The 26726-nt window shown below is 39.5% G+C and carries 26 protein-coding genes and 2 pseudogenes; 7 read left to right on the forward strand and 21 right to left on the reverse strand.

The features are described 5' to 3' along the window. Positions 1-511: 511 nt before the first annotated feature. The 5 genes and pseudogenes from G6R02_RS20415 to G6R02_RS11315 form a co-directional block, all read right to left on the reverse strand. Positions 512-769: a CPBP family intramembrane glutamic endopeptidase gene (locus G6R02_RS20415; RefSeq protein WP_164670389.1), complete on the reverse strand. Its 258-nt coding sequence runs from the start codon at positions 767-769 to the stop codon at positions 512-514. After that, positions 706-1120 (reverse strand): annotated as a pseudogene (locus G6R02_RS11305) (ABC transporter permease); the annotation flags it as partial. The gene G6R02_RS20415 and the pseudogene G6R02_RS11305, both read right to left, overlap by 64 nt. Next, a pseudogene (locus G6R02_RS11310) lies at positions 1121-1540 on the reverse strand (ABC transporter ATP-binding protein); the annotation flags it as partial. It lies immediately after the preceding pseudogene. Then, the gene (locus G6R02_RS20250) at positions 1525-1653 is read right to left on the reverse strand and encodes a hypothetical protein (RefSeq protein ID WP_281347107.1); all 129 of its coding nucleotides are present in this window, start codon (positions 1651-1653) and stop codon (positions 1525-1527) included. The gene G6R02_RS20250 and the pseudogene G6R02_RS11310, both read right to left, overlap by 16 nt. Positions 1654-2099: 446 nt before the next feature. Then, entirely contained in the window at positions 2100-2243 is a 144-nt protein-coding gene (locus G6R02_RS11315; RefSeq protein ID WP_246202550.1) for a hypothetical protein, read from the reverse strand. 557 nt (positions 2244-2800) lie between these two features. Here G6R02_RS11315 and G6R02_RS11320 point away from each other — a divergent pair. Together G6R02_RS11320 and G6R02_RS11325 are read left to right on the forward strand one after the other, a co-directional pair. Continuing rightward, on the forward strand, positions 2801-3673 hold the full coding sequence (locus G6R02_RS11320; RefSeq protein ID WP_164669358.1) for a TetR/AcrR family transcriptional regulator: 873 nt from the start codon (positions 2801-2803) through the stop codon (positions 3671-3673). Beyond that, on the forward strand, positions 3670-5142 hold the full coding sequence (locus G6R02_RS11325; protein WP_164669359.1) for an MDR family MFS transporter: 1473 nt from the start codon (positions 3670-3672) through the stop codon (positions 5140-5142). The genes G6R02_RS11320 and G6R02_RS11325 overlap by 4 nt, the downstream gene beginning before the upstream one ends. A gap of 55 nt (positions 5143-5197) precedes the next feature. On the opposite strand, the gene G6R02_RS11330 is transcribed toward G6R02_RS11325, so the two are convergent. Then, entirely contained in the window at positions 5198-6076 is an 879-nt protein-coding gene (locus G6R02_RS11330) for an alpha/beta fold hydrolase (RefSeq protein WP_164669360.1), read from the reverse strand. Between the two features lie 496 nt (positions 6077-6572). Here G6R02_RS11330 and G6R02_RS11335 point away from each other — a divergent pair, with 496 nt between their 5' ends. Beyond that, positions 6573-7226: a GntR family transcriptional regulator gene (locus G6R02_RS11335; RefSeq protein ID WP_164669361.1), complete on the forward strand. Its 654-nt coding sequence runs from the start codon at positions 6573-6575 to the stop codon at positions 7224-7226. 46 nt (positions 7227-7272) lie between these two features. Here the strand turns inward: G6R02_RS11335 and brnQ are convergent, their stop codons facing one another. Beyond that, entirely contained in the window at positions 7273-8634 is a 1362-nt protein-coding gene (gene brnQ / locus G6R02_RS11340; protein ID WP_164669362.1) for a branched-chain amino acid transport system II carrier protein, read from the reverse strand. A 420-nt stretch (positions 8635-9054) separates the two neighbouring features. On the opposite strand from brnQ, the gene G6R02_RS11345 reads away from it, so the two are divergent. Further along, positions 9055-11112 carry a catalase gene (locus G6R02_RS11345; RefSeq protein WP_164669363.1) on the forward strand — a complete coding sequence of 686 codons (2058 nt, stop codon included), beginning with the start codon at positions 9055-9057 and terminating at the stop codon, positions 11110-11112. A gap of 234 nt (positions 11113-11346) precedes the next feature. On the opposite strand, the gene G6R02_RS11350 is transcribed toward G6R02_RS11345, so the two are convergent. The 4 genes from G6R02_RS11350 to G6R02_RS11365 form a co-directional block, all read right to left on the reverse strand. Further along, on the reverse strand, positions 11347-11622 hold the full coding sequence (locus G6R02_RS11350) for a hypothetical protein (RefSeq protein ID WP_164669364.1): 276 nt from the start codon (positions 11620-11622) through the stop codon (positions 11347-11349). A gap of 84 nt (positions 11623-11706) precedes the next feature. Further along, positions 11707-12909: a chromate efflux transporter gene (gene chrA, locus G6R02_RS11355; RefSeq protein ID WP_164669365.1), complete on the reverse strand. Its 1203-nt coding sequence runs from the start codon at positions 12907-12909 to the stop codon at positions 11707-11709. A gap of 16 nt (positions 12910-12925) precedes the next feature. Then, complete coding sequence (locus G6R02_RS11360; protein ID WP_164669366.1) at positions 12926-13231, reverse strand: PadR family transcriptional regulator; 306 nt, start codon at positions 13229-13231, stop codon at positions 12926-12928. A gap of 211 nt (positions 13232-13442) precedes the next feature. Next, positions 13443-14042: a trimeric intracellular cation channel family protein gene (locus G6R02_RS11365; protein WP_164669367.1), complete on the reverse strand. Its 600-nt coding sequence runs from the start codon at positions 14040-14042 to the stop codon at positions 13443-13445. 133 nt (positions 14043-14175) lie between these two features. Between G6R02_RS11365 and G6R02_RS11370 the strand changes: the two genes are divergently transcribed. After that, positions 14176-15327, forward strand: coding sequence for an ArgE/DapE family deacylase (locus G6R02_RS11370; protein WP_164669368.1), 1152 nt, complete (start codon positions 14176-14178; stop codon positions 15325-15327). A 448-nt stretch (positions 15328-15775) separates the two neighbouring features. Here the strand turns inward: G6R02_RS11370 and G6R02_RS19950 are convergent, their stop codons facing one another. From G6R02_RS19950 to G6R02_RS11385, 3 genes are all read right to left on the reverse strand, one after another. Continuing rightward, positions 15776-16702: a hypothetical protein gene (locus G6R02_RS19950; protein WP_205520122.1), complete on the reverse strand. Its 927-nt coding sequence runs from the start codon at positions 16700-16702 to the stop codon at positions 15776-15778. A gap of 487 nt (positions 16703-17189) precedes the next feature. Next, positions 17190-18296, reverse strand: a complete 1107-nt coding sequence (locus G6R02_RS11380) for a D-TA family PLP-dependent enzyme (RefSeq protein ID WP_164669369.1) — start codon at positions 18294-18296, stop codon at positions 17190-17192. A gap of 189 nt (positions 18297-18485) precedes the next feature. Further along, on the reverse strand, positions 18486-19364 hold the full coding sequence (locus G6R02_RS11385) for a nuclease-related domain-containing protein (RefSeq protein WP_246202551.1): 879 nt from the start codon (positions 19362-19364) through the stop codon (positions 18486-18488). Positions 19365-19559: 195 nt separating this feature from the next. Here G6R02_RS11385 and G6R02_RS11390 point away from each other — a divergent pair, with 195 nt between their 5' ends. Further along, a complete protein-coding gene (locus G6R02_RS11390) occupies positions 19560-21623 on the forward strand; it encodes a catalase (RefSeq protein ID WP_164669370.1) in 2064 nt (687 codons plus the stop codon). A gap of 274 nt (positions 21624-21897) precedes the next feature. On the opposite strand, the gene G6R02_RS11395 is transcribed toward G6R02_RS11390, so the two are convergent. From G6R02_RS11395 to G6R02_RS11415, 5 genes are all read right to left on the reverse strand, one after another. Next, positions 21898-22320: a pyridoxamine 5'-phosphate oxidase family protein gene (locus tag G6R02_RS11395; protein WP_164669371.1), complete on the reverse strand. Its 423-nt coding sequence runs from the start codon at positions 22318-22320 to the stop codon at positions 21898-21900. Positions 22321-22356: 36 nt separating this feature from the next. After that, positions 22357-22773 (reverse strand): YugN family protein, encoded by a 417-nt coding sequence (locus G6R02_RS11400; protein ID WP_164669372.1) that lies wholly within the window; start codon positions 22771-22773, stop codon positions 22357-22359. A 407-nt stretch (positions 22774-23180) separates the two neighbouring features. Beyond that, positions 23181-23561, reverse strand: coding sequence for a carboxymuconolactone decarboxylase family protein (locus G6R02_RS11405; RefSeq protein WP_164669373.1), 381 nt, complete (start codon positions 23559-23561; stop codon positions 23181-23183). Between the two features lie 51 nt (positions 23562-23612). Further along, positions 23613-24641, reverse strand: a complete 1029-nt coding sequence (gene splB / locus G6R02_RS11410) for a spore photoproduct lyase (protein WP_164669374.1) — start codon at positions 24639-24641, stop codon at positions 23613-23615. Further along, entirely contained in the window at positions 24634-24891 is a 258-nt protein-coding gene (locus tag G6R02_RS11415; protein ID WP_164669375.1) for a transcriptional regulator SplA domain-containing protein, read from the reverse strand. The genes splB and G6R02_RS11415 overlap by 8 nt, the downstream gene beginning before the upstream one ends. A gap of 161 nt (positions 24892-25052) precedes the next feature. On the opposite strand from G6R02_RS11415, the gene G6R02_RS11420 reads away from it, so the two are divergent. After that, a complete protein-coding gene (locus G6R02_RS11420) occupies positions 25053-25367 on the forward strand; it encodes a DUF378 domain-containing protein (RefSeq protein ID WP_164669376.1) in 315 nt (104 codons plus the stop codon). Positions 25368-25485: 118 nt separating this feature from the next. On the opposite strand, the gene G6R02_RS11425 is transcribed toward G6R02_RS11420, so the two are convergent. Both G6R02_RS11425 and G6R02_RS11435 read right to left on the reverse strand, forming a co-directional pair. Beyond that, on the reverse strand, positions 25486-26055 hold the full coding sequence (locus G6R02_RS11425) for a DUF4256 domain-containing protein (RefSeq protein ID WP_164669377.1): 570 nt from the start codon (positions 26053-26055) through the stop codon (positions 25486-25488). Between the two features lie 312 nt (positions 26056-26367). After that, entirely contained in the window at positions 26368-26718 is a 351-nt protein-coding gene (locus G6R02_RS11435; protein ID WP_164669378.1) for a VOC family protein, read from the reverse strand. Positions 26719-26726: the final 8 nt, after the last annotated feature.

A 26726-nucleotide genomic window follows, 5' to 3' on the forward strand; every position in this document is an offset into this window, starting at 1 on the left:
AATAACGAAACAAATAAAGCGGGTCTGAATACTTAAGCCCGCTTTTGTGAATAATTCTATAATTATCTCCGGAATCGTAACATCTTGATCCTGGGGGGAATAATTACATAGGGCCAAATATTTGCCCAAAACCCCGGTATTTATTCTGGTCTTGCTCTAGCTTTTCAGTTGATTTAGGGTGTTTTCCTTTCCATTGCTTTTTCGAAGGGTACATATGTTTCCTGTATTTTCTCCAGCTAACAAAAATGAAAAATGCTACTACAACCATAAAGGACAAGATGTTGCTAATCATTACAATCACTCACTTCTAATATAACACATTTTTCAGATAAATCCAATCAATTATCGCTAAATTATAAAAATTCTTACTACTTACAACAATACAACCCTTCTATGCGATATTGACGTAATTCCTTATTAGATATTAGTTAGCAATAGGTGAAATTTATTAAAATGCCCCGCATGTTCACGTTTCAAAACGTTTATAGCGGAACTTGTCGAGCGGCGCCCGTTAATTGAACACAGATACTAACAAATCATACATCGAATGTATAATAATTACTGACCAAAGAGATCCTGTTCTTTTATAAATAAATCCAAAACTGATGCTTATAATAAATACTTGAATTACCGCACTAAGAATATAAGGAAACTCAAAAAGACCGTTATAAATCCAAATGGGAAAATGAATGGAAACAAACAGTAAAGTATACCCGCTGACGAACGAAAACCCATAAAGATTGCCACAAGAATAATGACAACAAGCGATATGGCGTTAGATACCAGTGAGGTCAGCACATGCCCCCATAGTAGAACGTGAAATTGGCATGGAGTGAAACCTTTCGAATATGCCCCGTTGCATATCTGTGAACAGGCGGAAACCCGTATAGGATACTCCGCTGGCAATTGCAATAAGCAGAATACCAGGCAAAAGATAATTCACATAATTATCTGTTCCGGTTTGAATGGCCCCACCGAACACATAGACGAACAACAACAGAAGCGCGACCGGCATGATGGTGACTGAGATGATTGTGTCCATACTGCGGGTTATATGGCGCATAGAACGTCCAAGCATAACGCCTAGATTGCTAAAATAATATTTCTTTACTGCCTCCATTTACCTTCCCTCCTTTTTGCCGACTATTTCGAGGAATATTTCCTCCAAAGTGGGCTGTTTTTCAACATACTCCACCTTTGCGGGTGGGTGCAGCCCTTTTAGATCAGAGAGCGTGCCGTCAGCAATAATCCTACCCTCGTGTAAAATGGCGATACGGTCCGCAAGTTGTTCAGCTTCCTCAAGATATTGGGTCGTCAGCAAAATGGTTGTGCCACTGCCAGCAAGCTCCTTGACGATATCCCAGACTTCATTCCGTGCTTCGGGGTCAAGCCCTGTCGTCGGTTCGTCAAGATAAATGACTGCCGGATTCCCTATTAGGCTCATGGCAATGTCAAGCCGTCGCTTCATCCCGCCGGAGTACTTATCGGCCTGGACGTTGGCCGCATCTGTTAGACCAAATCTTGCTAGCAGATTGTCGGCGTATCAATCGCTCCGATCAGTTCATTAAACATTGGCAATTTATATTTTTTCAAGGTCTCAATATAATTGGTATCCATTATATCCGTTTTATGAACCTCATCTACGAAATTCATCAGTTCCTCACTGTATGTTGGATGACTAAAAATGAAAGCATCCTCCTCCTTTCCCCCACCATCCTAGGACACAACTTCACCTTTAGAAATATCCCTAAAATAGTCAAGGTAATCAAATAGATTTTGATAATTACTCATCAGTATTTTCCCCTTTCTTTATTATAAAGCGCAGCAATTTAACCACCTGCTAATTTCTAAAAAAGCAAAATACACATATATTATCGTTTCCCAACGATAAAAAGTGTCATTTTTATGGAAGAATTTTTTTAAAATTTTATGCCACCTTTTTCACTCGGGCTTCGATTATAGAGATGAACAGGTCAATAATTTTTTGAACTGGAATTAAAAATGGCTTTTACCTAGAATGGACCTATATGATTTAGTTTCGTCACTCAACTAGCAAGGGAATTGTTTTTTCTACTTAACTTACAAGGGGGATGGATTTTCTAGTGGGAATTAAAACGAGAGGCATCATTGTTGAAATCAACAATTTCCAAATCCACCTTTGATTGATCCAAGTACCCCATCATCATTTTCTCCGCATCCATACATACCGGACATCCTGCATGATAAAAAACTGCTTTTCCCATCGATTAGACCTCCTTGAATATTGACTTACATATAGCTTATTACGTGTAGGGCACGTAATCAATAAGCCTTTTCCTATCGTTATCATAGGCCATAACTATATATCGACAAGGCATTATCATCTGTCTGAAAAATAATTTAACTTCACCCTTGAATAACACATTACGTTATATTTTATTCTGAAATTCAAAGGAGGTCATCAAATGTATTCCATTGGTCAACTGTCTAAAAAAACCGGAGTATGAGCATTATTGGTGACCTTACGCGCGGCGTTTTAAGCCGCTTTCTCGTTTCACCTGCTAAACGCAGTGCATTAATTCTTGGACCATTGGCACAAAATGCTGTCACAATGGTCATCCAGGCCTTGATTATGATTTTGCTCTCTATTCTATAGTGTGTTCTTCTTAAAACCCAATTATATCTGCCAGCCTCGCCTGCAATCATCCACTAAAAAATCTCCATCTGTTCCACTTGTTTCTAACTATAGATGATGTTATTATATACCGGTGACTATAAAGTTACCAATAGTAAATAGTTAGTCAAAATCAGGAGGATCGTAATGGCACAACGACATGAAGAATTGCTGGATGCAGCTGCTCAGTTATTTCAAAAAAACGGCTTTCATGCTACATCCGTGGCGGATATTACCAAAGCGTGTGGCATATCGAAGGGTGCTTTTTATAAACACTTTGATTCAAAAGAAAGCATGATATTGGAACTGCTGCAGCGTTATTATGATGACATGTTCAAAGAAGCAGACCGGTTTGCTGAAGATTTACATCAGTCACCTCTATTGGTACTGAAACGGAAAATCACGGTCGAACTTGAAAAATCAATTGAGTACAGATCTTTTTTTCTTGCATTAATTACTGATTTTCCCCCACATGAAAAAGGGCAAATATCAGAATTTCTGAACCGGATACGGAAGACACATCACCAATGGCATAAACAAGCATTGCTGGATACTTTCGGTCCAAAGGTCAAAAGTTATTTAAGTGATTTGGCAGTGATTATGGAAGGTATCATTCATAGTTACCTTATGCGGATTATTTGGAAAGCACCCGCTTTATCCCTGGAGCGATTGGGAGATTTTATCGCTGAACGGCTTAAAGCAATGGTTGAAAGTGATGATCCGGTAACGCCGATGCTGCCGAATTATAGTGACAACGATTCGCCAGCTTCTATCAAAGAGGGTATGATAGATGATTTGAATACATTACGGTCAGAACTGAACAATAAAACAGAAAAAAGTAAGTCGCTGGAAAATGATTTACAGACAATCAATTTATTAATAAAAGAACTCGCAGAAAAACAACCAAGAGAATTTCTGGTCGATGCTCTGCTTGCTCAGCTGCACCGCCGCTCCTATTTAAAAACACAACTAACCAGCGTATTGACAGCATGGGAAGTATCGAAAGGGGATTTAACATGAGTGAAACAGCAACTTCCTGGGATTTACCGCCAAAACAAAAAGCATTGATGATAGCTGCATTGTTGACAGGCGCATTCATGGGAATTATTAATGAAACATTACTGGCAACAGCACTTCCGACGATTCAGGATGCATTTTCCATTACACAGGGTGAAGTGCAATGGATGACAACCGCTTTTTTAATGACAAATGGAATTATGATACCTATTTCAGCATTTTTAATTGATCGGTTTTCAACCAGAGGATTATTTTTAACAGCAATTGGATTATTCGGCGCAGGTACTGCCATCGCAGCAATAGCTACTGCATACCCGGTACTGCTCTTGGGACGTGTGGTGCAGGCTTCCGGATCCGGAATAATGCTGCCGCTTTTGATGACCGTACTCCTGGCAGTTATTTCAGTTGAACGGCGCGGTACAGCAATGGGAATGATCGGAATTGTCATTGCGTTTGGTCCGGCAATAGGTCCGACACTGTCAGGCTGGCTGCTCGAACATTACAGCTGGCGTTCCTTATTTCTTACTGTACTTCCGATTGTTGCAGTTACCATGACAATCGCAGCACTTTTCTTGCGGAATGTGACGGAACTCCGTAAACCGAAAATTGATGTATTGTCGATTATTCTGTCTTCGGTTGGATTCGGTTCATTCCTGTATGGATTCAGTATTGCTGCGGAAAAGGGATGGAACAGTACCATCGTTATCACCTCGATTGCAATTGGTGTAATTGTGATTGGACTGTTCATCTGGCGCCAGCTTGTATTGAAAACGCCAATGCTCGAATTCCGGGTGTTCCAGTTCCGGATTTTCACGCTGGCAATTATAATCACGATGACGGTTCTCGTCTCGTTAATCGGTGCAGAAACATTGCTGCCGTTATTTATGCAAAACGTATTGGGATTCTCACCGCTTGAATCCGGACTGATGCTGCTTCCGGGAGCAATAGTCATTGGAATTCTATCACCAATTACCGGACGGCTATTTGATAAATATGGTGCCAAATGGCTTGCGTTGATCGGCCTTAGTATTGTGACTGTAACGACATTTATGTTTACAAGATTGTCGCTGGATACATCATTCACCTATTTGACTATCATTTATGCGATTCGCATGCTTGGACTGTCATTTGCACTTATGCCGGTCATGACTTCAGCATTGAACCAGCTTCCGCCAAAATGGTATGCGCACGGTTCAGCTGTAGCCAACACACTGCAGCAAATATCTGCATCCATTGGTACGGCTATCCTGGTAACACTCGTTGCGATGGGTACGAAAAACTTTGTGCCAGCAGAAACGGCAACACCTGACACAATCAAACAGCTGGCCCAGGTTGCAGGATTTGAATGGGCGTTTATGGGCAGTACCATCCTTGCCTTCATCGCATTTATTTTGGCACTGTTCCTCCATCCGCCAAAAAAAGAGAAAGAAATTGTGCGGGAGATTCATGGGGAAAATGCAAGTTTGAGATAACAAAATGCCAGGCACCCGGAAGTATCATAATCAGTTCCGGGTGCCTGGCACAAAATCAATACCGCTCCCTTAAAAACTCCCCGATCTCCTCATTGATTTTAATCAGATGATTCTCTGACGGGAAATGTCCCATATCATAGGATTGGAAATCAATTAAGTTTGGAATAATTTGATACGCGGCTTTATGTATTCTGTTTTCCGTAAAAAAGACATCCTTCTTCCCTGCGATGACCAGTGTTGGTGCGTCATAATTACGCAGCTCATCTTTACTCGTCAGCTTCGGCATATCCTGTTCCAGTTTTACATGCTTAAATACATCACCAATAATAGCTTGGTCCATTTCTTTCATGCTGTTATCAGACATATTTCCGCCAATTTTATCAAGGTGTTTTTTGGAAGAAGTAAGATTAAACAAAACCATTGGAATCAAAATATCTTTAATCATTTTCAGCTTGGAACCCATCTTTATTCCTGCCGGCGAGACCAGGACGGCGCAGTCAATTTTGTCCGGCATATAAGTTGCGATTCGTAAAATAATTCCAGCGCCATACGACGGACCAATGAATGCACAGTGGTTAATACCAAAATAATTCATTAATTCTTCTGTCCACTGTGCAAAACTGTCATCCTTTGCGGAAATCCTTGTTTCATCGCTGTATCCCGGATGCCCAATCGTATCCGGTGCATATATCCGATACTTCGATGCCAAAGCTCTAAACCAGGATAACGTCATTGGATTGATACAGTTGCCACCCTGAAAAATAAAAATTGGTTTCCCCTCAGGTGGGCCTGCAGTCAGGACATGTGTTTTACCAAATTTGGTATCAACAAAAACACGTTCAACTTTAAATGGCAGTGAATTAACATAGCTTTCATATTGCTGTGAAATAGTCTTTTTCCCTGCTTCACTTTTGTAGATACTTCCCTTCTCCATAATAACTCCCCCATATATTTGTCTGCTCTTATTATCGGTGAATAGCAGATTGATGTTTACTGCTCATGCGCTGGAAGCAAACGGTTTAGGAAATAATAGATTTAAAGATATTATTCTTAAATAAGCGCGAATCAGTTTTAAGCGGACATATAATCCTCTATTTGACGCATAAATACTGTTTTAACGATATTCACGGACATTTATTCCGTTAATCATCAAAAAAGAAGTAATTCACTGCAATATATACTGAATAATGGAAAATATGTCCGCCTACTGGTGGCGGGACGCAAAAATCTGGATGGTGAAATTGTCAACACCACCACCTAGAGATGTTTATGGCATAAAATAATCCAGTCACTGTAATACCCTTTAAAAACATTCCTCAGCTTAACAGTTTGCTGCTACCACGCACCATGATATATTGCATATTCCAATACAATGTATTTTCATGTATACTATATAATACAAGATGAGTATATAGAAAGGCGGATTTCCCATGCCAATACCTGCAAACCATTCAAAACCTGTTCGTCAATCTGCAAAGGAGAATGCGTTCAACCAGCTTCAGCAGTGGATTATTGATGGAACGCTGCTTCCCGGCGAAAAATTAAATGATACAGAACTGGCTGAAGCATTAGGAATCAGCAGAACACCGATTCGTGAATCGTTGCAGCTGCTGGAAGTGCAAGGGTTTGTTAAGATGTATCCGGGTAAAGCGACACAAGTAACCGAAATAGAACGGGAGGCCATTAACGATCTTCTCCCGCCACTGGCAGCATTGCAATCTTTATCCGCCGAACTGGCAATTGACCATTTGACTGAGGATCAGCTCACACAACTCGGAAATATCAACGAACGCTTTGCAAAAGCAATCTATTCCAATAACGGCTATGCCGCATTAAAAATCGATGAAGAATTTCACCAAGTAATTGTTGACATAACAAAAAACACATATATCCAGGGAATTTTAGAATCATTACAGGCACATGTTCGCAGGCATTTTTTCCATAATTCCATTGTTTTAACCGAAAAATCAATTGATGAGCACAGGGCCATTATCACTTCCATGAAACATGGCAACAAAGAGAAAGCTGTAGCCATCATGAAAGAAAATTGGCTCCGTACATTACAGGAATTTAAGAAAAAATAAAAAAAGCCGGCCCCTCACGAAAGAGGAAGCCGGCTTTTTTTATGGATTATGATGATGCATGTACTGCAGCTGTTTTTTGAAAACGGCTGATGATACCAGTGACTGCAATAACGACAACAGCCGGCAGCAGCCAACCAAGTCCCTGACTGTACAGAGGTAACGATTCTTCATAGAAAGCTACAATAGGCTGCATCCAACTGAAATATTCGATTCCCAGTGATTCACAAAGCGACTTGAGACCATCAATGATACTGATCAAAAACGTAACAGCGATGGTTGAACTATAAACGATCCGTGCATGATTAAACAATGGTGACAAGAATGTCAGGAGCATCAGCACAATCGCCAGCGGATACAAGAACATTAAGACCGGTACGGAATAGGTAATAATGTTCGCCAATCCAAAGTTTGCAATGACAAATGTTAAGGTTGCAAAGAAAACAACCAGTGATTTATAACTAATGCTCGGAAATAGTGTATGAAAATATTCCGCATTGGCAGTAGTCAGTCCGATTGCAGTCGTCAAGCATGCCAACGTAATAGTAATTGCCAGCAGAATGGATCCAAACGTGCCAAAATAATAGGATGCAGCACCACTTAAAACCGGACCGCCAGTTTCAAAAATTCCGAAAACTTGTGTACTCGTTGCCCCCAAATATGCAATCCCGACATAGATCATTCCAAGCAGTAATATAGCAATACTACCTGCCTTTATGGTTGTTTTTAGAATGTCGTTTTTGGATGTTACGCCCATTGCCCGGATAGCATTAATAACGATAATACCAAATACCAACGAGGCAAGTGCATCCATTGTATTATACCCTTCAAGGAATCCAGTTATTAATGCTCCGCTTGCATAAGCTTCCTGAGGGGCTTCCATCGCTCCCATCGGATTGAAAATCGCCGTAATCAGAAGAACTGCAAGCAGCACAACCAGTCCAGGTGCCAAAATTTTTCCAACATTATCAACAAGCTTGGCAGGTTTTAATGAAAACCAGAGTACCACAGCGAAAAACAGTAATGAAAAAAAAAATAGCCCTATTTGCTGTGAAGATTCATTTAAAAAAGGCGAGATACCAATCTCAAACGCAACCGTACCTGTACGTGGTGACGCAAAAAACGGGCCGATTGTTAAATAAAGCAACGACGTGAAAAACACGGCATATACTGGATGTACACGGCTTGAAAGTTCCTGCAAATTACTGCTCCCCGAAAAACTCATTGCTATAATTCCAAGCAGCGGCAATCCCACTCCTGTAATTAAAAATCCTGCAATCGCCGGTAAAAGGTTTGTACCGGAATTTTGACCAAGCTGTGCCGGAAAAATCAGATTTCCAGCCCCAAAAAATAGTGCAAACAACATGACGCCAATTGCTGCGTAAGACGAAAAAGACAGTTTCCCCTTCATGACAAGTTACCTCCTATGATGTTTATAATTTTGTAATGATATGCAATATATCGATGAAACTTATCATACTATTTTCCGTCGCAAAATGCAATATATTACAGTGAATTTTTTGACGATTTACTGAAATTAAATATTTCTTACTAGAATAACATGTCGGAAAATTGGTCATCCTATCGTATAAAACCTATAAATACTGTGTGTAGTTAAATATATTTTTTCCTCTAGCGTTATATTTTTTATAATTCATTCTCCTATTTACTCGTATTTTCAATTGAGGCTAATCTCAAAGATCAACGTCTTCAAAAGTTCCTTCATTTTAATACCTTTTTAAAGCTAATATAACCGAAAGCCGTATACCCACAAGACAAGTAACACATATTAAAAGTGGAATAAAAAAACGATAAAAGGCTGGGTGACTCGATGGATAATTCATCATCAGAAAACAAACAAGCGGGTGCACAAAATCTTAAAAATCAGCAATTGGATAAGTACCGCGTCCAAAACACTGGGCATCCACTGACGACAAATCAAGGGAAAAAAATAGCAAATAATGAGGACCAATTAAAAGCTGGTGACCGCGGTCCTTCCTTGCGTCAGGACTATGAATTCTTTGAAAAAATGACTCGTTTTGTAAAGGAAGAGATACCGGAAAGAGTGGTACATGCCAGAGGATATGGAGCCCATGGGGAATTTGAATGCTACGAGTCGATGAAACACGTTACAAAAGCTGGTTTTTTGCAAGAAGCCGGTAAGAAGACTTCGATTTTTGTCCGTTTTTCTACTGTCCAGGGAAGTAAAGGTTCAAAAGACACGGCAAGGGATATGCGTTGCTGGGGCACAAAATTTTATACAGAAGAAGGAAATTATGACCTGACAACGATTAATATGCCCGTTAAAATACTTCAGGATTCGATGAAGTTTCCGGATGCGTTACATGCGTACTTCCCCAATCCGCGTACAGGAATGCCTCAAGCAAGTGGCGCACACGACAATTTTTGGGATTATGTTGCCAATAATCCGGAATCGCTTCACCAGGTGCTGTGGATTATGTCTGACCGGGGCATCCCACGGAGTTACCGAACGATAGAATCATTTTCAATCAATACGTACCTGTTTGTGAATGAACAAGGGAAAGAAACTTTTGTGAGGTTTGTATGGAAGCCTATGCTTGGTATCCATTCCTTAACACAGGATGAGGCACAGAAGATTGGCGGAATAGACCCTGACTTCCATCGTCGTGATTTAAGGGAAGCGATTGATCGCGGAGCATATCCTGAATGGGAGTTAGGTGTCCAGTTGATTCCGGTAGAGGATGAATTTAAATACGATTTTGATGTTCTCGATTCTTCCAAGTTTTGGCCTGAAGAACTCATCCCAGTTCAGTTTATTGGAAAGATGACCTTGAATCGAAACGTCGACAATGAATTTGCGGAATTGGAACAAGTAGCATTTAATCCTGCAAATGTTGTTCCTGGAATTGACTTTTCCAATGACCCCGTCCTGCAGGGAAGATTAATTGCCTATCAAAGTGCACAATACCATCGGCTTGGATCTAACTTTCAGGACTTACCAATCAATCAGCCGATCTGCCCGTTTCATAATAATAACCGACGAGGTTCTATGCGATATCGAATTGATGTGGATCAGGTAAGCTACCTTAATAATTCGATTGCAGATAATACGCCAAATACAACACCACAGGAAGAAGGCGGCTATGAACATTATCCCAAAAAAACGGAAGGACAGGCTGTACGTGCCCGGAGCGAATCGTTCAAGGAGTACTTCGCACAACCAAGGATATTCTGGAACAGCTTATCACCTGTTGAAAAACAGCATACCATTCAAGCGTTGAGCTATCAGCTGGGCAGAGTTCAAAATGTATCCGTCCGCCAGCAAAACGTGAATGTGCTGGTTAACGTGGATAGGGAAATGGCCTGTATCGTCGCTGATAATATTGGTGTTGATCGTCCAAGCGGATCCCATGTACCAGTAGAAACAAGTTATCCTTCGCTTAGCCAGGCCAATTCACCCCGAAACCCATCTACGCAAAAAGTCGGGGTGGTAATTGGAAATGGATTTAAAGATCAAGAGGTTACAAATGTGCTTAACATGCTAAAACAATCCGGGGTCTTTACAGACATCGTGAGCGAGCAGCTTGGTACGGTTACAGGTGAAGAAGGGACAAAAATAGAAGTCGACAAGACTTTTCTTACAACAAGTCCATATCTGCTTGACTCGCTCTATGTTGTTGGAGGAAACACGAATAACCCAGCTCTATTCAATCAAAAGGCAATGAGTTATATAACTAATGCGTATAATCACTATAAACCAATTGGTGTTGCAACAACCGGGCAACCTTTTATTCAGACAACAGAAAAAAATAACTTAGCCGGTGTTGTTTTCGCCGAAAATAATCAAAATTTTGCAGAGCAATTTGTCTCTGCCATTGGTCAGCAGCGATTTTGGGATCGAGTATAAATACATGGAAGAGGTCGGGAGTGACTGAACTCCCGACCTCTTGTATTATTTTGGAGCGTTAATTGCGTGTTTGGTGCGTGGCTCGCACGTTTGGGAGTGATCCTTGCACGTTTTGAAGCATTGCTCGCACGTTTTAAAGCGTTGCTCGCACGTTTTTTGGCACCACTCGCATGTTTGAATGCGCTTCACGCACGTGGTATTTATTTCTATAAGCCCATTCATTTTAAATACTAATTATAGTATCACATTAGCCAGTGTAATGGATGCAACACCTAGCCCGACAAAGAACGCTGCGGCAGCACCACATCCTTGCCTCTCTCTCATGTCTTCCGCATACTCTTTTGCACAGTGCCTGCAAAGTGTAAGTCCCATCGCTTTTGTCTCTTCTTCCTTCACCCTTTTCGCCTGTTTCTTTCCTTTCATAATACTGGAACTGGTAGGACAATCATCATCAAAATAATGATAATATTTCCCGGATTTTGTAACAAAAACTTCGTCACCTTGATGCATTATAATCACCTGCTTTCAGTTTTTTATTTTTGTTATTCACCAGTCTCCGCAAAACGTTTATAAAATAATGATAATTAAACTGAACTACATTCCTGTAAAATTAATAATATATCCTCCAACAACACCTAAAATAACGATTAGCCATGCTGGAATTTTCCAGATATTCAGCAAGGCAAATAATATAACACCTAAAGCAAAATCAGAACCGTCAAAGATAGAACTCTTTACAACGGGATCATAGAACGCGGCTAATAAGATACCTACAACGCTCGCATTAACACCCATAAGAATTCCCTGGAAAGAAGCACGTTTACGCAATTCATTTAAAAACGGCAGGGCTGCTACAATGAGTAAAAATGACGGTAAAAATATACCAATCGTTGCAACTACTGCCCCTCCGATACCTTCCATCATCGTTCCTAAGTAACTGGAAAACGTAAACAAAGGTCCCGGTACAGCCTGTGCCATGCCATATCCAGCCAGAAATTCGTCTGGTGACAACCAACCTTGTGGTACAACTTCCCGCTCAATCATTGGTAAAACAACATGACCGCCGCCAAAGACTAACGAACCTACCCTGAAAAAGATATCGAATATACTAACAAGTGAATTATTGGTAAGCCTTGTTATGATAGGCAGAGCGATTAGCGAAACTACCAGAATACTTAATGAAATAATTCCTGTTTTCTTTGAAATAGATACTGAAAAAGGCTTTACATTGGATTCAGCTTTATTTTTAAATAGTTTCAGTCCTAATAGCCCTGCTCCTAAAATGATGAGAATCTGCATCCATGCGGAAGGATAAAGTAACATAATAAATGCGGCTGCAACCGCTATCCCAAGACGAGTTTTGTCGGGAGTTAATTTTCTTCCTAATCCAATAAGAGCATGCAAGACTACTGCTGCAGCTACAACTTTTAAGCTATGAATAAATGCTGCATCTTCTAAGGAAAACGTCTGATAAGCAAGCGCGAACAAAATCAGGACAATAACCGATGGAAGGGTAAAACCTATCCAGGAAACGATACCGCCTAAAAGTCCTCCGCGCAACATACCTATTGAAATTCCCACCTGGCTGCTTGCGGGTCCCGGTAAGAATTGGCAAAGCGCAATAATATCTGCATAGGTTTTGTCATCCAACCACTTCCTGCGATCAATATACTCATCCTTAAAGTAAGCCAAATGAGCAACAGGACCGCCAAACGATGTTAACCCCAACTTTGTGGATGCAAATAAAATCTCCAACAGAATCTTAAAACTGCTTTTATTGTTATTTTGTTTATCCATACTGCACCTGCCTTAATTATTTTATTTCTTTAAAGAGTTCATAAGCTTTCGAACGCGCTTCATTAAGCACGGTCTCCCCCTTATCTGTGATCCGATAATATTTTCTTATCTTTCCATTGACATTAACATCTTCTTTATCCAATAACTCATCTACTTCCATATTGTGAAGAATTGGATACAAGGTTCCCGCACTTATTTCATAACCGTGTTCCCGCAGTTCCTCCAACATCCAGGAACCATAAATAGCTTCCTCCTTTGCGTGATGTAAAATATGAATTTGAATGAAACCCAGGAACAATTTACGCAGTACTTTATTATCCATAAAAAAACAATCCTTTCTAAAAGCGAAAGCCAATATCGATTTTCGATAATAATTATATATACCATTTATTTTAAGTGCAACTATTATGATTTACCTTTTTCAATCTAACATTACGCAACAATTCAGCTCGTAAAAAAACACGGGCGCAAACCACTCTTGCGGATTTACGCCCGATTGACTTATGTCGAAGATAAAATAAGAAAACGTATCATTATGATATGGAATGCTGGGGTAATCTCCATTTGTAATGCACCGATAACATCCTTAATGTTACAATCGCGACAAACAGAGCACCTGTTGACCAAGGTCCCTGGATGAGGCCGAGGCCAATCATTAAACCGCCAAATGTCGCCCAAAGCGCATAAATCTCTTCACGAAAGATCATCGGTTTTCTCCCTGCAAAAACATCGCGGATCATGCCTCCGCCCGACCCTGTCAATGTAGCTGCAACCAGTACAGCACTTAATGGTGCATCGACTCCAACGGCGCTCAAAGCCCCCTGTATCGCAAATGAAGCCAATCCAAGCGCATCAAAGAAAATTCCCCATTTATCCCAATATTGAAGCCACTGAGTCGGTAGTATAAATACAATGATATTCGTCAGGAAGACGGCGATGAATAAATCACCCTGCGTCCAGATGTTTTCAATCGGTATGCCAATTAACAAATTACGAATCGTACTGCCCCCGAACGCCGTCGTGAATCCCAATACCTGAACACCTAGTATGTCATAATCCTCTTTCATTGCAATAATGGCACCACTAATGGCAAAGGCAAGGGTACCTATAATATTAAGAACTTCCCACGTCATTGTTTCTCTTCCCTTTTCGATTGATATTGTTATTCTATAACGATTCATTCATTTTTCCAACCATTGCAGGTTACACTTTTATTTTCCGGTTAACATGGAAAAATAAGAGGAAATTTAAATCAGAGGTGATCATATGGATCAGGAACAAGCCAAATCATTTTTAAAAGACATCATTAAAATTAAAAGTGTCAATCCTTCAGGAAATGAAACAGAGGTTGCTAATAAAATAAAAACCCTTTTCGATGAACATGGTATTGAGACCGAACTTGTGGAATACGATGACAATCGGGCCAATTTAATTGCTCATTTAAAAGGCGAAGAAGACGGACCCGTTCTTGGACTAACAGGTCACATGGATGTTGTTCCCACCGGGGAAAACGAATGGGAGCATGACCCTTTTGGAGCCGAAGAAGAGGACGGAAAAATTTATGGCCGTGGGACGTGTGACATGAAAAGTGGTCTTGTAGCATGTGCGATAGCTATGATTTCACTTAAAGAAGAAGGGTTTCCGAAAAAAGGCGAGATTACACTTCTAGCAACAGTTGGTGAAGAGGCAGGTGCTGTTGGCGCCCGTCAGCTGACGGAAAAGGGGTACGCCAATCGGTTAGATGCCCTGATTGTCGCAGAACCAACACAAAACCACATCAAGATTGCACACAAAGGAGCATTATGGCCACAAATTATCACGTACGGTAAAACGGCTCATGGCTCAATGCCGGATAAAGGTGTGAATGCCATTGTCCATATGAATGAAATTATTCATAAGATGTTAGATGAAGAATTTGAATTAAAATACGAGGAAGACGATCTGCTGGGTGGAGCTACGTACAGCATTGACGTCATCAAAGGCGGATCCAACACAAACGTTGTACCTGACCAATGTTTTACAAATATCGATATACGGACCGTTCCTTCTCAGAATCACCAACAAATTACCAAGCAAATTGAACAAGTTATAAAATCTGCAAAAGAAAAATACCCTGATCTTAAAGCAGACATCCGTATATTAAATGACCAAACCCCTGTGAAGACCTCCAGTGAGGATCCCTTTGTTGAATTAGTGCAAGACACTGCCAAATCTTTAGGCGCTCCGACCAAACTGGGAGGAATAACCGGCTACACAGACAGTTCACAATTCACACATGCAGATAAGCAGTTTCCGGTCATAGTGCTGGGACCTGGAGATACATCGGTTGCCCATCAGCCGGATGAGTATGTTGAAGTTGACGAATACATGAATAGTATTAATCTCTATAAGAAAATTGCAAAGAAATTTTTGGCATAATTTCCGTTAGAAAAATGGCTATAGAGAGTTTCTATTTCTTTAGCAACCTCCATGATAACGGCTCTTTATCGAGAGTCGTTATTTTTACTTTTTAATCGGATTCTAAAAAAATTAAGATGTACAAGAAGAAATATGGTAAGTATGGTTTATAATGACGACATTTTTGATATGTTACAATTTACCATAATTGTTTTTTGAATTTTTCATTGATGTGATGAAAGTGGTGACATCAGAAGAATGAAGGACATTTCATGGTCATATCACGAGCAAAATGTCCTTCATCAAGGTTATGAAAGACATTTCACGGTTGAATCACATGCAAAATGTTCTTCATCAACGCTATGAAGGACATTTTACGGTCGTTTCACATGCAAAATGTCCTTCATTAAGGCTATGAAAGACATTTTGCGGTCGTACCACATATATATTATTGAGTTGTTCAATTTTCTTAATTTATTTTCTTATTGTTTTCGTCTCTTATAATAATTTCATATGGAATTTCTTTAATAGATAGCTCTTCTATTTTCAACTCAATTATTTTATCTACATAATTTTCAATTTCCTTAACCTTTTCATCTGAATTATCGAACCAACTATCATTTATTTTTGTTTTTATTATAATCTGTAATGGCTCAGGATGGAATGAGGAAGCAAACCCTCTATATTCGTTAAATTTCTTACTTGTTTCCTCTCTTATTGCAGTAAATATGGGTTGCCATTCCTGATCTCTTATCTCGCTTTCGGTTTTCTTCTTTAATTTAACTGTAAAATTCATATTTGTCTTTGATAAAATGGCATTAGAAATGCGTTTTTCAAGTTTAGCATTCCCTGCAAAATCTTTATCTGTTCCTTCAATTATAATTTTTTTCTTCGGTTTAACCGATATGGAATAGGAAGGGTTATATCCTTTATCCTTTACTATATCTGAAACTACTTTTGAAACCTTATGTATTGATTCCCTTAACTTTTTATCCTCTTTACTTCGGGTAATGTTACTATCCAAAACATTAAAGTTTATATCAAAATTATTAAATCCTAACCCTTTTGCAGTTTTATCTATTATACTTTCAATCTGACTTTTATTGGCGTCTAAAAAATCATCATCATTAACTTGTGCGGTTAAAATACGATCTTCAATAGAGTAACTTAATACTACCTCATCATATCCTTTATCCTTAAATTCTTTTGAACTTCTTGTAAATAACTTTTCTATTTTCTCTTTTTCTTTTTTAGTTTCTGCCATACTTTTTAATAATTCATTCTCTATTTGTTCATCAGATTTAGCATTTGCCGGTTCATCTGAGCTTATTGCAAATACAAAAGTTGAACCCAAAATGATTATTAATAAAACAATGCCAATAATAATTTTTTTCATAATAACCACCCCCCCTTTATAAGAGGTGTATGTCCGCTTTTTTCACCTTATTCCTTAATCGAAAGGCACTTCTTCTTTTGCTTCATAAACACCTGTTAAAACACATTGCATTAATCATTGTAACGTGCACGAATAGTCGAATGTTGACGAGCTCTCTTACATACATATCATGCAGTGAGGTTTAAAACAGTTAAAGGGTAGGTGATTAGACTCTGGTGCACGTTTGTAGATTATGCGTAAATCAGGTATTGATAAGAAGAACCTGGATGATAGGCTAGGCTGGGCCCATATTGCAGTTTCGCTTGGAAGTAAAGAGTCAGTTGATCAAATGACAAGCCGATTTAAAAATGATGGTTATCGCCATATAAATGGTCCCCGCACCACTCAACATTAATTAACACACTCCATGATTATAGTTTTCTAGTTCCTGTTCACCTAAAGCATAGGCTTTTAACTAAAGTTTACAATCATATCTTTTAAATGCATATTATTGTAATTTCCCCCTACATTCTATCAAAATTTCTTCAAGAACCTTACCTTCCGAGATTAAGTAGGCTTGTTCATGCAAATTGGAAACCGGGCAGATATGATTCGGAATAATCCGTACTTTATCCCCTATATTTACCTGTCTATTAAACTCTTCATTATAAATAATCGCATGTTCGTCAAATACGCCATGAATGGACACATTTTCAAATTCTTTAATTTTACCAAGCCCTTCAGTTGCCGTAATGCCTTTAGACCGGGTTTGAGCAGTTATCCCTTTCGCTCCTACATCTGTAATGACACGCTCATTTGTTGGTTTGCTGATAATTGTTGTCAGTACAGTTGCTGCACAATTTTCGTATGAACCGATTACATTTGATTGAGAGGCATCCATTAAAATGTAGGTGCCTGGTCTTATTTCTGTAACTCCTTTTGGGATTTCGAAATTTAACATGAATGGCGGAGTGGACCCGATACTAACCACCTCTGGCTTAAGACCCATTTCAATTGCTATTTCTGCAAAACGCAATGTCCTGTTTACACTGGCATTGTATAATTCCCGGCATTCGTCAACACTCGCTGCTATGTAAGTATGACCGTCATGAGAAAAAACTCCTTTAAAATGAAGGTTATGACTATTCTTAACCGCTTCCAATAATGCACGGAAATCATTCTCCTCAATTATGCCTGATCGTTTTTCACCAACCTCAATCTCCACTAAAACCTTTGCTTCTTTGGCAGATCCCTGGAAAACTTTATCGATTTCATTCACCTGATAAACACTATCAATTCCAAACGAAACATCAATTGTCTCTGATAATTTTCTGATTCTCCGGATTTTTGTTTCCCCGACAATTTCATTTGCAATAAATATATTTTTCAATCCATTCATTGCCATAACCTCAGCTTCGCCTGCTTTGGCAACCGTAATTCCAGCAGCACCTGCTTCTTCTTGTAACTTCGCAAGTTCAGGCATTTTATGCGTTTTCGTATGAGGACGTAAATTTACTTCGTTCGCATCAGCATATTCCTGCATGGATTGAATGTTTTTATCAAGGATCTCCTTTTCAATTAAAAGTGCCGGAGTATCAATTTCTAAATAATTCATTTTTTCATCCTCCCTTTGCTTTCTATCTATATATTTATATGAGCTTAACGACACATAATGACGAAGTGCACATTTTATTACTCGGTTCTCATCACACCTCACTAAAGTATAAATTTATCCTCCAAAAAAACTCTCCACAATATTTCTGTGCGGAGAGACTTGTAACCATCTAGGGAATTTTCTATAATACTACCGATTCTTCTGATGCTCGTAACAATACACTTTCCCGCCGAATTTTTTATTTGCCATGCAGTAATCCTTAACCTTTTGTGAAACACCCTTACCGCAGAGAACACATTTATCAACAGCAGATTTTGCACCGTTGTTCTTTTCTCTTATACTTTTAATGTGCTGTTCCCTGATTGTTGGATCTGTGATGTTCGCTTCAGACAAGGCATTGTAAATATTCTGTATATCCCATTCCGATAAAAAAGGCTCTTTATGCTTCAATTTAGCAATCGAGACTTTCCGATTAATGGTTTCGATCAGATAGAGATCATAGATTACAATCTCGTCAGCATGGATATCCCTAAGATCCATATCGATTTTTAGCGTACAACGTTTAGTGAACGAAACCAGCGAGATAAACGATTCATGAAATTCCTCATTAACAAATGCTTTAAGTGCCTGGATATGTCCATAGTTCTGCATGGCAGGATTTAACATTTTGAACTTCCCGTTGATCAGCCAGTATTTTTTACTTTTACCACCGTATATCGTACCCTGATAGTTTTTCGTCTCAACAACAAAAATTCCATATGGCGTAATTATAATATGGTCAATCTGCGAATAACCTGAAGCAGATTTTCTATTCTTAATCATAATATCATTAAGATACTTATATTCTTCCGGAAGCTGTGAAAGCTGAATGTCAATCTTGTATTCACCAATCTCACCTTTTCTGCCAGCTGCCTTTTCATTGTTCTTCTTTCTACTTGCAGGTTTATTCTTCGATTTTGGTTGAGGTTTTTCCTTCTTTTTAAACAGACCCAGCAAACAAATCATTCCCTTTAATTGTTTACTTTTATTATCGGTGAATAGTAAATTAATGTTAAAAAAATTACACATTTTTTGTCTCCAGATTTGGTTTGTCCGGCGTATTTTGCAATGGCAGCTTGTTTTTGAATCATCTTTCTAAAAACAGTTCATATTGTTGAAACATCACCCTACTCCCCCAGGAAGCTTCCAAATATAGTTGAATGTATACGAGCCCTCTATACATACAATCTTTAAGAAGAGTTTTATAAAAGGATAGGTGATTAAATGGATAAGAATGATAAGTCATCAAGAAGCTACAACCCTCATGGTGAAAACACCAAACAGGAACAATTGGATCAATACCGCAGAGAAAACACGGGCAAACCAATGACGACGAACCAGGAGAGAAAAATATCAAATGACTCAGAGACTTTAAAAGCCGGCGAACGCGGTCCTTCATTACATCAGGACTGGCATTATTTTGAAAAAATGAATCATTTTGTGCAGGAAGAGGAACCGGAAAGAACGGTACATGCAAGAGGTTACAGTGCCTACGGGGAGTTTGAATGCTATCAGTCGATGAAACAATTTACTAAAGCAGGATTTTTACAGGAATCCGGGAAAAAGACTCCTGTAACTGTCCGTTTTTCTACCGTACAAGGGCCAAGGGGTTCTTATGATACGGCAAGGGATCTGCGTTGCAAGGGCGTTAAGTTTTATACGGAAGAAGGAAACTACGATCTGACAACAATTGCTATGCCTGTATTAATTAATCAAGACCCAATGAAATTTCCGGATGCGATGCATGCGTACCAATCAAAGCCGGATAATGACATACCAACGGCTTCAGGTGCACACGACTATTTTTGGGATTATGTAGCTAATAATCCGGAAGCACTTCATATGGTGCAATGGATCATGTCGGACCGGGGCATTATAAGCAGTTATCGAATGATGGAATCGTGGTCGATAAATACGTATTTATTTGTCAACGAAAAAGGTGTCGCTACCTTTGTTCGGTTTGTCTGGAAACCTGTTCTTGGTGTTCATTCCCTGCTTCAGGATGAGGCACTGAAAATCGGTGGACTTGATCCGGATTTCCACAGGAGAGATTTGAGAGAAGCTATTGATAAAGGATTTTATCCAGAATATGAACTAGGTGTCCAAATGATTCCACTTGAGGATGAATTCAACTATGATTTTGATATTCTCGATCCTGCAAAATTTTGGCCAGAGGAACTAATACCTGTTCAACTTTTCGGGAAACTGACTTTAAATCGAAACATTGATAATTACCATACGGAATCAGAACAGGTAGCATTTAATCCTGCGAATGTTGTTCCGGGGATTGATTTTTCCAATGATCCCGTACTGCAGGGAAGGTTAATTGCTTATCATATGGCACAAGTACACCGAATCGGAACAAATTTTCAGGAATTACCAATCAATAAACCGATTTGTCCATTTCATAATAATCAACGGCGGGGCCCTATGAGGTATCGAATCGACGTGGATCAGGTAAACTATCATGAAAATTCGCTGGCAAATAACACGCCATACACGACACCTCCGGAAGCAGGCGGGTATGTACACTACCCGAAAAAGGTTGAAGGACACGTAATCCGCGGTCGAAGCGAATCATTCAACGATTTCTTTACGCAACCGAGAATCTTCTGGAATAGTTTAACACCTGTTGAAAAGCAGCACACAATCGATGGGTTCAGTTATCAACTTGGAAAAGTAGAAAGTGAATCTGTACGCCAGCAAAATGTCAATTTATTAGTCAATGTTGATAAGGATTTGGCCTGCATCGTTGCTGATAATATTGGTGTCGACCGTCCAAGCGGATCCCATGTACCTGTTTCTACGAGTTACCCTTCTCTCAGCCAGTACCATACACCCAATTATCCATATACACAAAAAGCAGGTGTACTGATTGGCGATGGCTTTAATAGTAATGAGGTAACCAGTGTGCTTAACTTCTTACAAAAATATGGTGTATTTGTTGTTATCATAAGTGAAACACTTGGTACTGTTACAGGTAGTGATGGCACAGAAATCAAAGTTGATGCAACATTTCTTACAACCAGTCCTTATTTGCTTGACTCACTTTACGTCGTTGGAGGAACGACGAAAAGTCAAGCCAGATTTAATCAGCATATCACGAATTTTATACGCATAGCCTATAATCACTATAAACCGATTGGGGTTGCAGCAACTGGAGAATTATATATTCACAAATCGGATAAAAATAACATGGCTGGAGTCGTTTTTGCCGAAAACAATCCAACCTTTGAAAAGGAATTTGTTGAAGCAATCGCACATCAACGTTTTTGGGATCGAACGTAGTACTGCTCAAGATATCAAAAAAGATTCCTGGGAAATAATAACTCACTTATTTCCAGGTTAAAAAATGCATCAGGAAAATCCGGATTTACAATGTGAAAGGCATTAAAAAAAGCCTGATACCCCTGTATGTACAACGGGGGATCAGGCTGATGATTTTCCACAAACGGACCTGTGTGCTATGAAATAATTATGTCCAAACCGACATGACAAAGCAACGAGATGCAGATTAGCTAGCGAAGCGTGAAAAATAAATTTTTTCCTGAACGCTCCCCTGTTAAAGCTCCAATGTTTTTGGTTCAGCACCTGTTTTATTCATGATTCTTATTCTAACCGGTGTAATTTCCAGCACGATGTAATTTGGATCATCCGGCCCGTTAAACCAGTTCTTCAAGTAGGAATTCCATAATTCACTTTTCAGATCAGCAGTGCTGTTAATAGCTGCTTTGCCTTCATATTCCACATATTCATCACCAAACCCTTCTCCTTCATAGCCCAATAGGATATGGGTGTGCGGGTTTTCTTTTATTTCTTCAGCTTTATGTGTATCTAAACTGGTTGCTGTGAAAAGCTTTAAATCTTTTCGGACAAAGGTCATGTATCTTGAATGCGGCTTGTTCTGTTTTACTGTTGCCATTGTACCAACAGCACTGTCATCTATAATCTTCTCAACAGTCTCTTTCATTTCCTGCTGACTCAATCAAGGCACTCCTTTTGTTATTTAGTTATAAGGATGTTATGCAAAACGGACGTGTTCCACTATCTTATTAACTGTTTGTTCGCCTAAGTCCTCCCATTCGTTTTTATCCCTTATCAATCCATCCCTGTCAAGCGGCTCCTGAAACTGGTTGAATCCTGTGGCAGCCCCCAGTGCGTTCACATCTTTATCCAGCCCTGTATTAACTACATGCTTGATTACATACGGTGTTTCAAACTGAATATAGGCATCCGGACGATCAAGTTCCCCTTCCAGCACTTTAAACGGCATTCTTAAGTAAATAGACTCTCCTGCCTCCCGCCAAAGCAGTCCATCCAGGCATCCCTTATGGTAATCCCAGCATTCTCCCAGACAATAACCAAACTTTTTCGATTGCTTTTTCATATTGCGGAAATAGGTTTTTTTTCCTTCAAGTTCTGTTTGCAGTTCAATCATTCATATGCTCTCCTTTAATAGGTATCTATCCGTATTATTTACTGATGAAAGGAAATAATACCAAGAGCACGAAAAATTTAGTAGCAATGTTACTTTTAACCAAAGGATGATTATATGGAAATCGTACTGGTTCTTGGAAGTATTGTGTTACCTATACTCATGTATTATGTATTATGTTCAGCAGCATTGGAGTAAACTGCGAACTATTTTTGATTTGACGGCAGTTATATCCGCCCTGATCTTCGGTAATATTGTCTCATTGTCCGTTTATCAAATCATTATAAATGAAACGGTTATGATGATAAATATTCATGCGATATTTTTAAATCCATACTTTTTGGTTACCGGCTCCTATTTAGGGATATACCTCGTCTTCCGGCTGCTTGCGGCGGTGGCAGAAGAATAAATTAATGATGACTCTTATGCTGCAATTCCTGAATCGCATCCTGCACAAGTGTAACGGACTGACTCATTGCCGCCCCTCCGCCGAAAGCACCGGAGACACTGACAGCTTCAAGGATTTCATCTTCTGAACAATTTTGATCAAGACACCCTTTCGTATGATAAATAATACAGTACTCATCCTGGGAATTCACACTTATTCCTAAGGCAATGAGTTGCTTTTGTTTTTGAGAGAGCGATCCTTCCTGAAAACAAACTTCCGTAAATGCTTTATATGTTTCAGCAATCTCAGGCATTCTTTCAGAAAAACGCCCAAGCCCCTCTTTATAATCACGAAGCGCTTCCTTCGCTGAAATGGTGTGCTGTATATTTTGCTCTTGTTCCATTTTTTTACCTCCTGGTATTGTCAAGATAGTGATTGTTATTATTATCTGTTATCAGGTAAAGTACTCTATTTTTGAGTCAGGGAAATACTGGTGGATATAATTTCTCAACGTGTCTTTTATGTCCTCCTGCTCTTCGCTGGTGTATACATACTTACCGATTCCATACCTGCCCCATTTCCATTTTCGTTTGGATTCATCAAGCTCAAGCTTCGTCATCGGATAGTTTTCCTGTATGACACGTTTCGCAGGTTTGGTGAACCGGTGCTGAATCATTTCAAATGTAAGATCTTTCTTGGCAAACGTGGGTAATGCATCCTTCAGTTTTTCAAACATTTCATGATAACCGTTCTTCCAGTCATCATGCAAATAGATAGGGGCAACAATAAAGCCCAATGGGTAACCGGCTTCCGCAACTTTAACCGCGGCATTAATCCGTTCATTCAATCTTGACGTCCCCGGTTCAAAATATTTGATGACATAATTATCGTTGATACTGAATCGAAAACGGGTTCTCCCGTTGTGTTCTGCATCAAGAAGATGGTCAACGTGCTCATACTTTGTTACAAAACGCAGTCTGCCATAATCAGACCTTCCAAAGAATTCGATTGCCTGTTTAAGAGTATGGGTCAAATGGTCAACACCAACGATATCTGAGGTGCATGACGCCTCAAAACGTGTAAGTTCAGGAGCCCGTTCCTCCATATATGCCTCTGCAGCATCAAAAATTTCATCGGTATTAACGTATGTGCGAATATATGGTTTGCTTCCCATCGTTGTCTGCAGGTAGCAGTAATGGCAATGTCCCATACAGCCTGTTGCAAAAGGAATAGCATATTCAGCAGACGGTTTCGATGTGTCAAACTTAAGTGTCTTGCGTACGCCCACTACAAGTGTTGATTTTGCATTCCGGTATTTTTGGAAATGATTCTCGCCGGGAAGGTTGCGAATTTGGTTATGTGATGTGGTCTCTCTGATTTCAATTCCCTTATCACGGAATTTGTCTGTCAGTTCTTTTCCCAGCGGGTATTCAAGAGCGCGAGGCTCCACATAAATTAGTTGCGGAACAAATGGCTTAACCATAATAATCACTGTCCACCGGAGATCCGAACGCCTCATAAAAAGTTTGTTCCGCCTCTTCTTCAGTTTCAAAAACAGCAAATTCTTCCGATAAAGGGTAGTACGTTTCATGCAAAAACAATGCTAACTCATCCGGGCTGTCCGGGTTTTGTACAACTGCCGCTTGTTGTACATTTGCCACATCCTGTGCATGCGGATTACGAATGATAATATACACGACCTGCCCAGGAGTAAATGGCTGATCAATTTCCATATTTTCACCTTATTTCTTTTAGAATTCCTCCTTATTATGACAAACTTTTATGTAATTATGACAGCTTTTACAGTATAGCAAAATAATCTCAGGGAAAGATAAATGTGCCGGAAAGTCTGTGAGCAGATTCTGTTAAAGTCCAGAATGGAGGTGATTCAGGAGTGGAAACATTAAAACGAATAGCACTTGCATTAGTGATTATTGGCGCAGTTAATTGGGGATTAATTGGATTATTTCAATTTGATTTAGTTGCTACACTCTTCGGCGGACAAGATTCAGGACTAGCAAGAATTGTCTATGCACTTGTCGGCTTAAGCGGGTTAATTTGCTTAACAATGCTGTTTAGTCCGATGGATGAGGAAAATGTTGAAAGTGACACTTCCTTTAAAACAGGAAATTTAAATTACGGTACTGAAATGGGAGAAGAAACTGTTCTTTCTGAGACAGAGAAACAAAAATACAATAATAAAGAATAAGGAATTTGCGACTCCCTTCATGTAAACTAAACTGTGAACGTTTTTTTACGTTGCAGTTTAGTTTACATCTCTTTACATTTTTTCTAAAACCACGTTATTACTGACAGCCTTCCAACATCTAGACTCTCAGCGAACCACGGAACCCTCTGGCACCATAGTAAGATTCTGCACCGTTGTGGTACACGAAGACATGGCCGAAGCGAAAGTCACAAAAAAGAGCACCGCCACGTTCCCGAATATCAGCGGGTGTCTGAATCCAGCTCGACGTTTTCTTATCGAAGTTTTCAAGCCCCTGCAATGCTCGATATTCTTCTTCCGTTAAAAGCTCAATACCCATGTCGGCTGCCATATCGATCGCACTATTTTCCGGTTTATGTTTTTTCCTTGACTCCAGCGCTTTACGGTCGTAACAAACACTTCTGCGGCCTTTGGGACTCTCCGCTGAACAATCATAAAAAATGTATTCCCCCGTCTTTTCATCATAGCCAACAACATCCGGCTCCCCTTCCGTTCTTTCCATTTCATGGAGCGACCAAAGTTTATCAGGACTAGTTTCCAGTTTTGCCTGGACCTGTCCCCACTCAAGACCTTCATGGCGGTTCATGTTTTCCCCAAAACGGGCTTTCAATGCTTCCAGTAGTTCTTCACGTTGTTCCTGTGACAACTCTTTTTTATAGCTCTTTGTCATGTTAGTTTCCTCCTCTAGTTCAGATCATGATTTTCATATTTTTCATCTTAACTAAACTGCATTGATAATTTAAGTAAGAATGCCCTGAGATATCGTTTGCGGTGATGCCTTAATCACTCTTGAAGCAGAATCCGTTCTCTTGTTACTTGAAGCATTCGCCATGAGAAGCTCCTCCTTACTGCGTTCTATTACAGAGTCAATTTTTTTAAGTTTATCACATATGAATGCGAATATTTCTTCTCGATAGTTCAAAACCTTGTCAGCTATTCCTGCCTTCGTAACATCTCAATATATGTCTCTCAATGCATTCTTTTATAGATGGATTAATATATTGACAAGTTTACCGAACGGATCCCTTACGTAAAATCGGTGCACACCCCATGGCTCCCTGGCTGGTCCATACTCAATTGGAATTCCTGATTCTTTTATGCGAGTTAATGCATCGTCAAAATCATCAACTTCTATAGACAAATCAGGTACTTGTGTCCCGGATCCACCTTCTGAAAGGAAACTAATTTGAGTTTCCATTGTCTCATGCGAGCCGTATGTTGCAATAAACTCCAGATTCATTAACTGTTCAAGTCCAAGTACTTCCCCGTAGAAGTGCTTAGCTTTTGTAATATCCTCTGTTTCCACATTGGCAACAATTCGTTTAACCTTCACTCTTACCA

This window comes from Virgibacillus doumboii (assembly GCF_902806455.1).
Lineage (GTDB): Bacteria > Bacillota > Bacilli > Bacillales > Amphibacillaceae > Lentibacillus > Lentibacillus doumboii.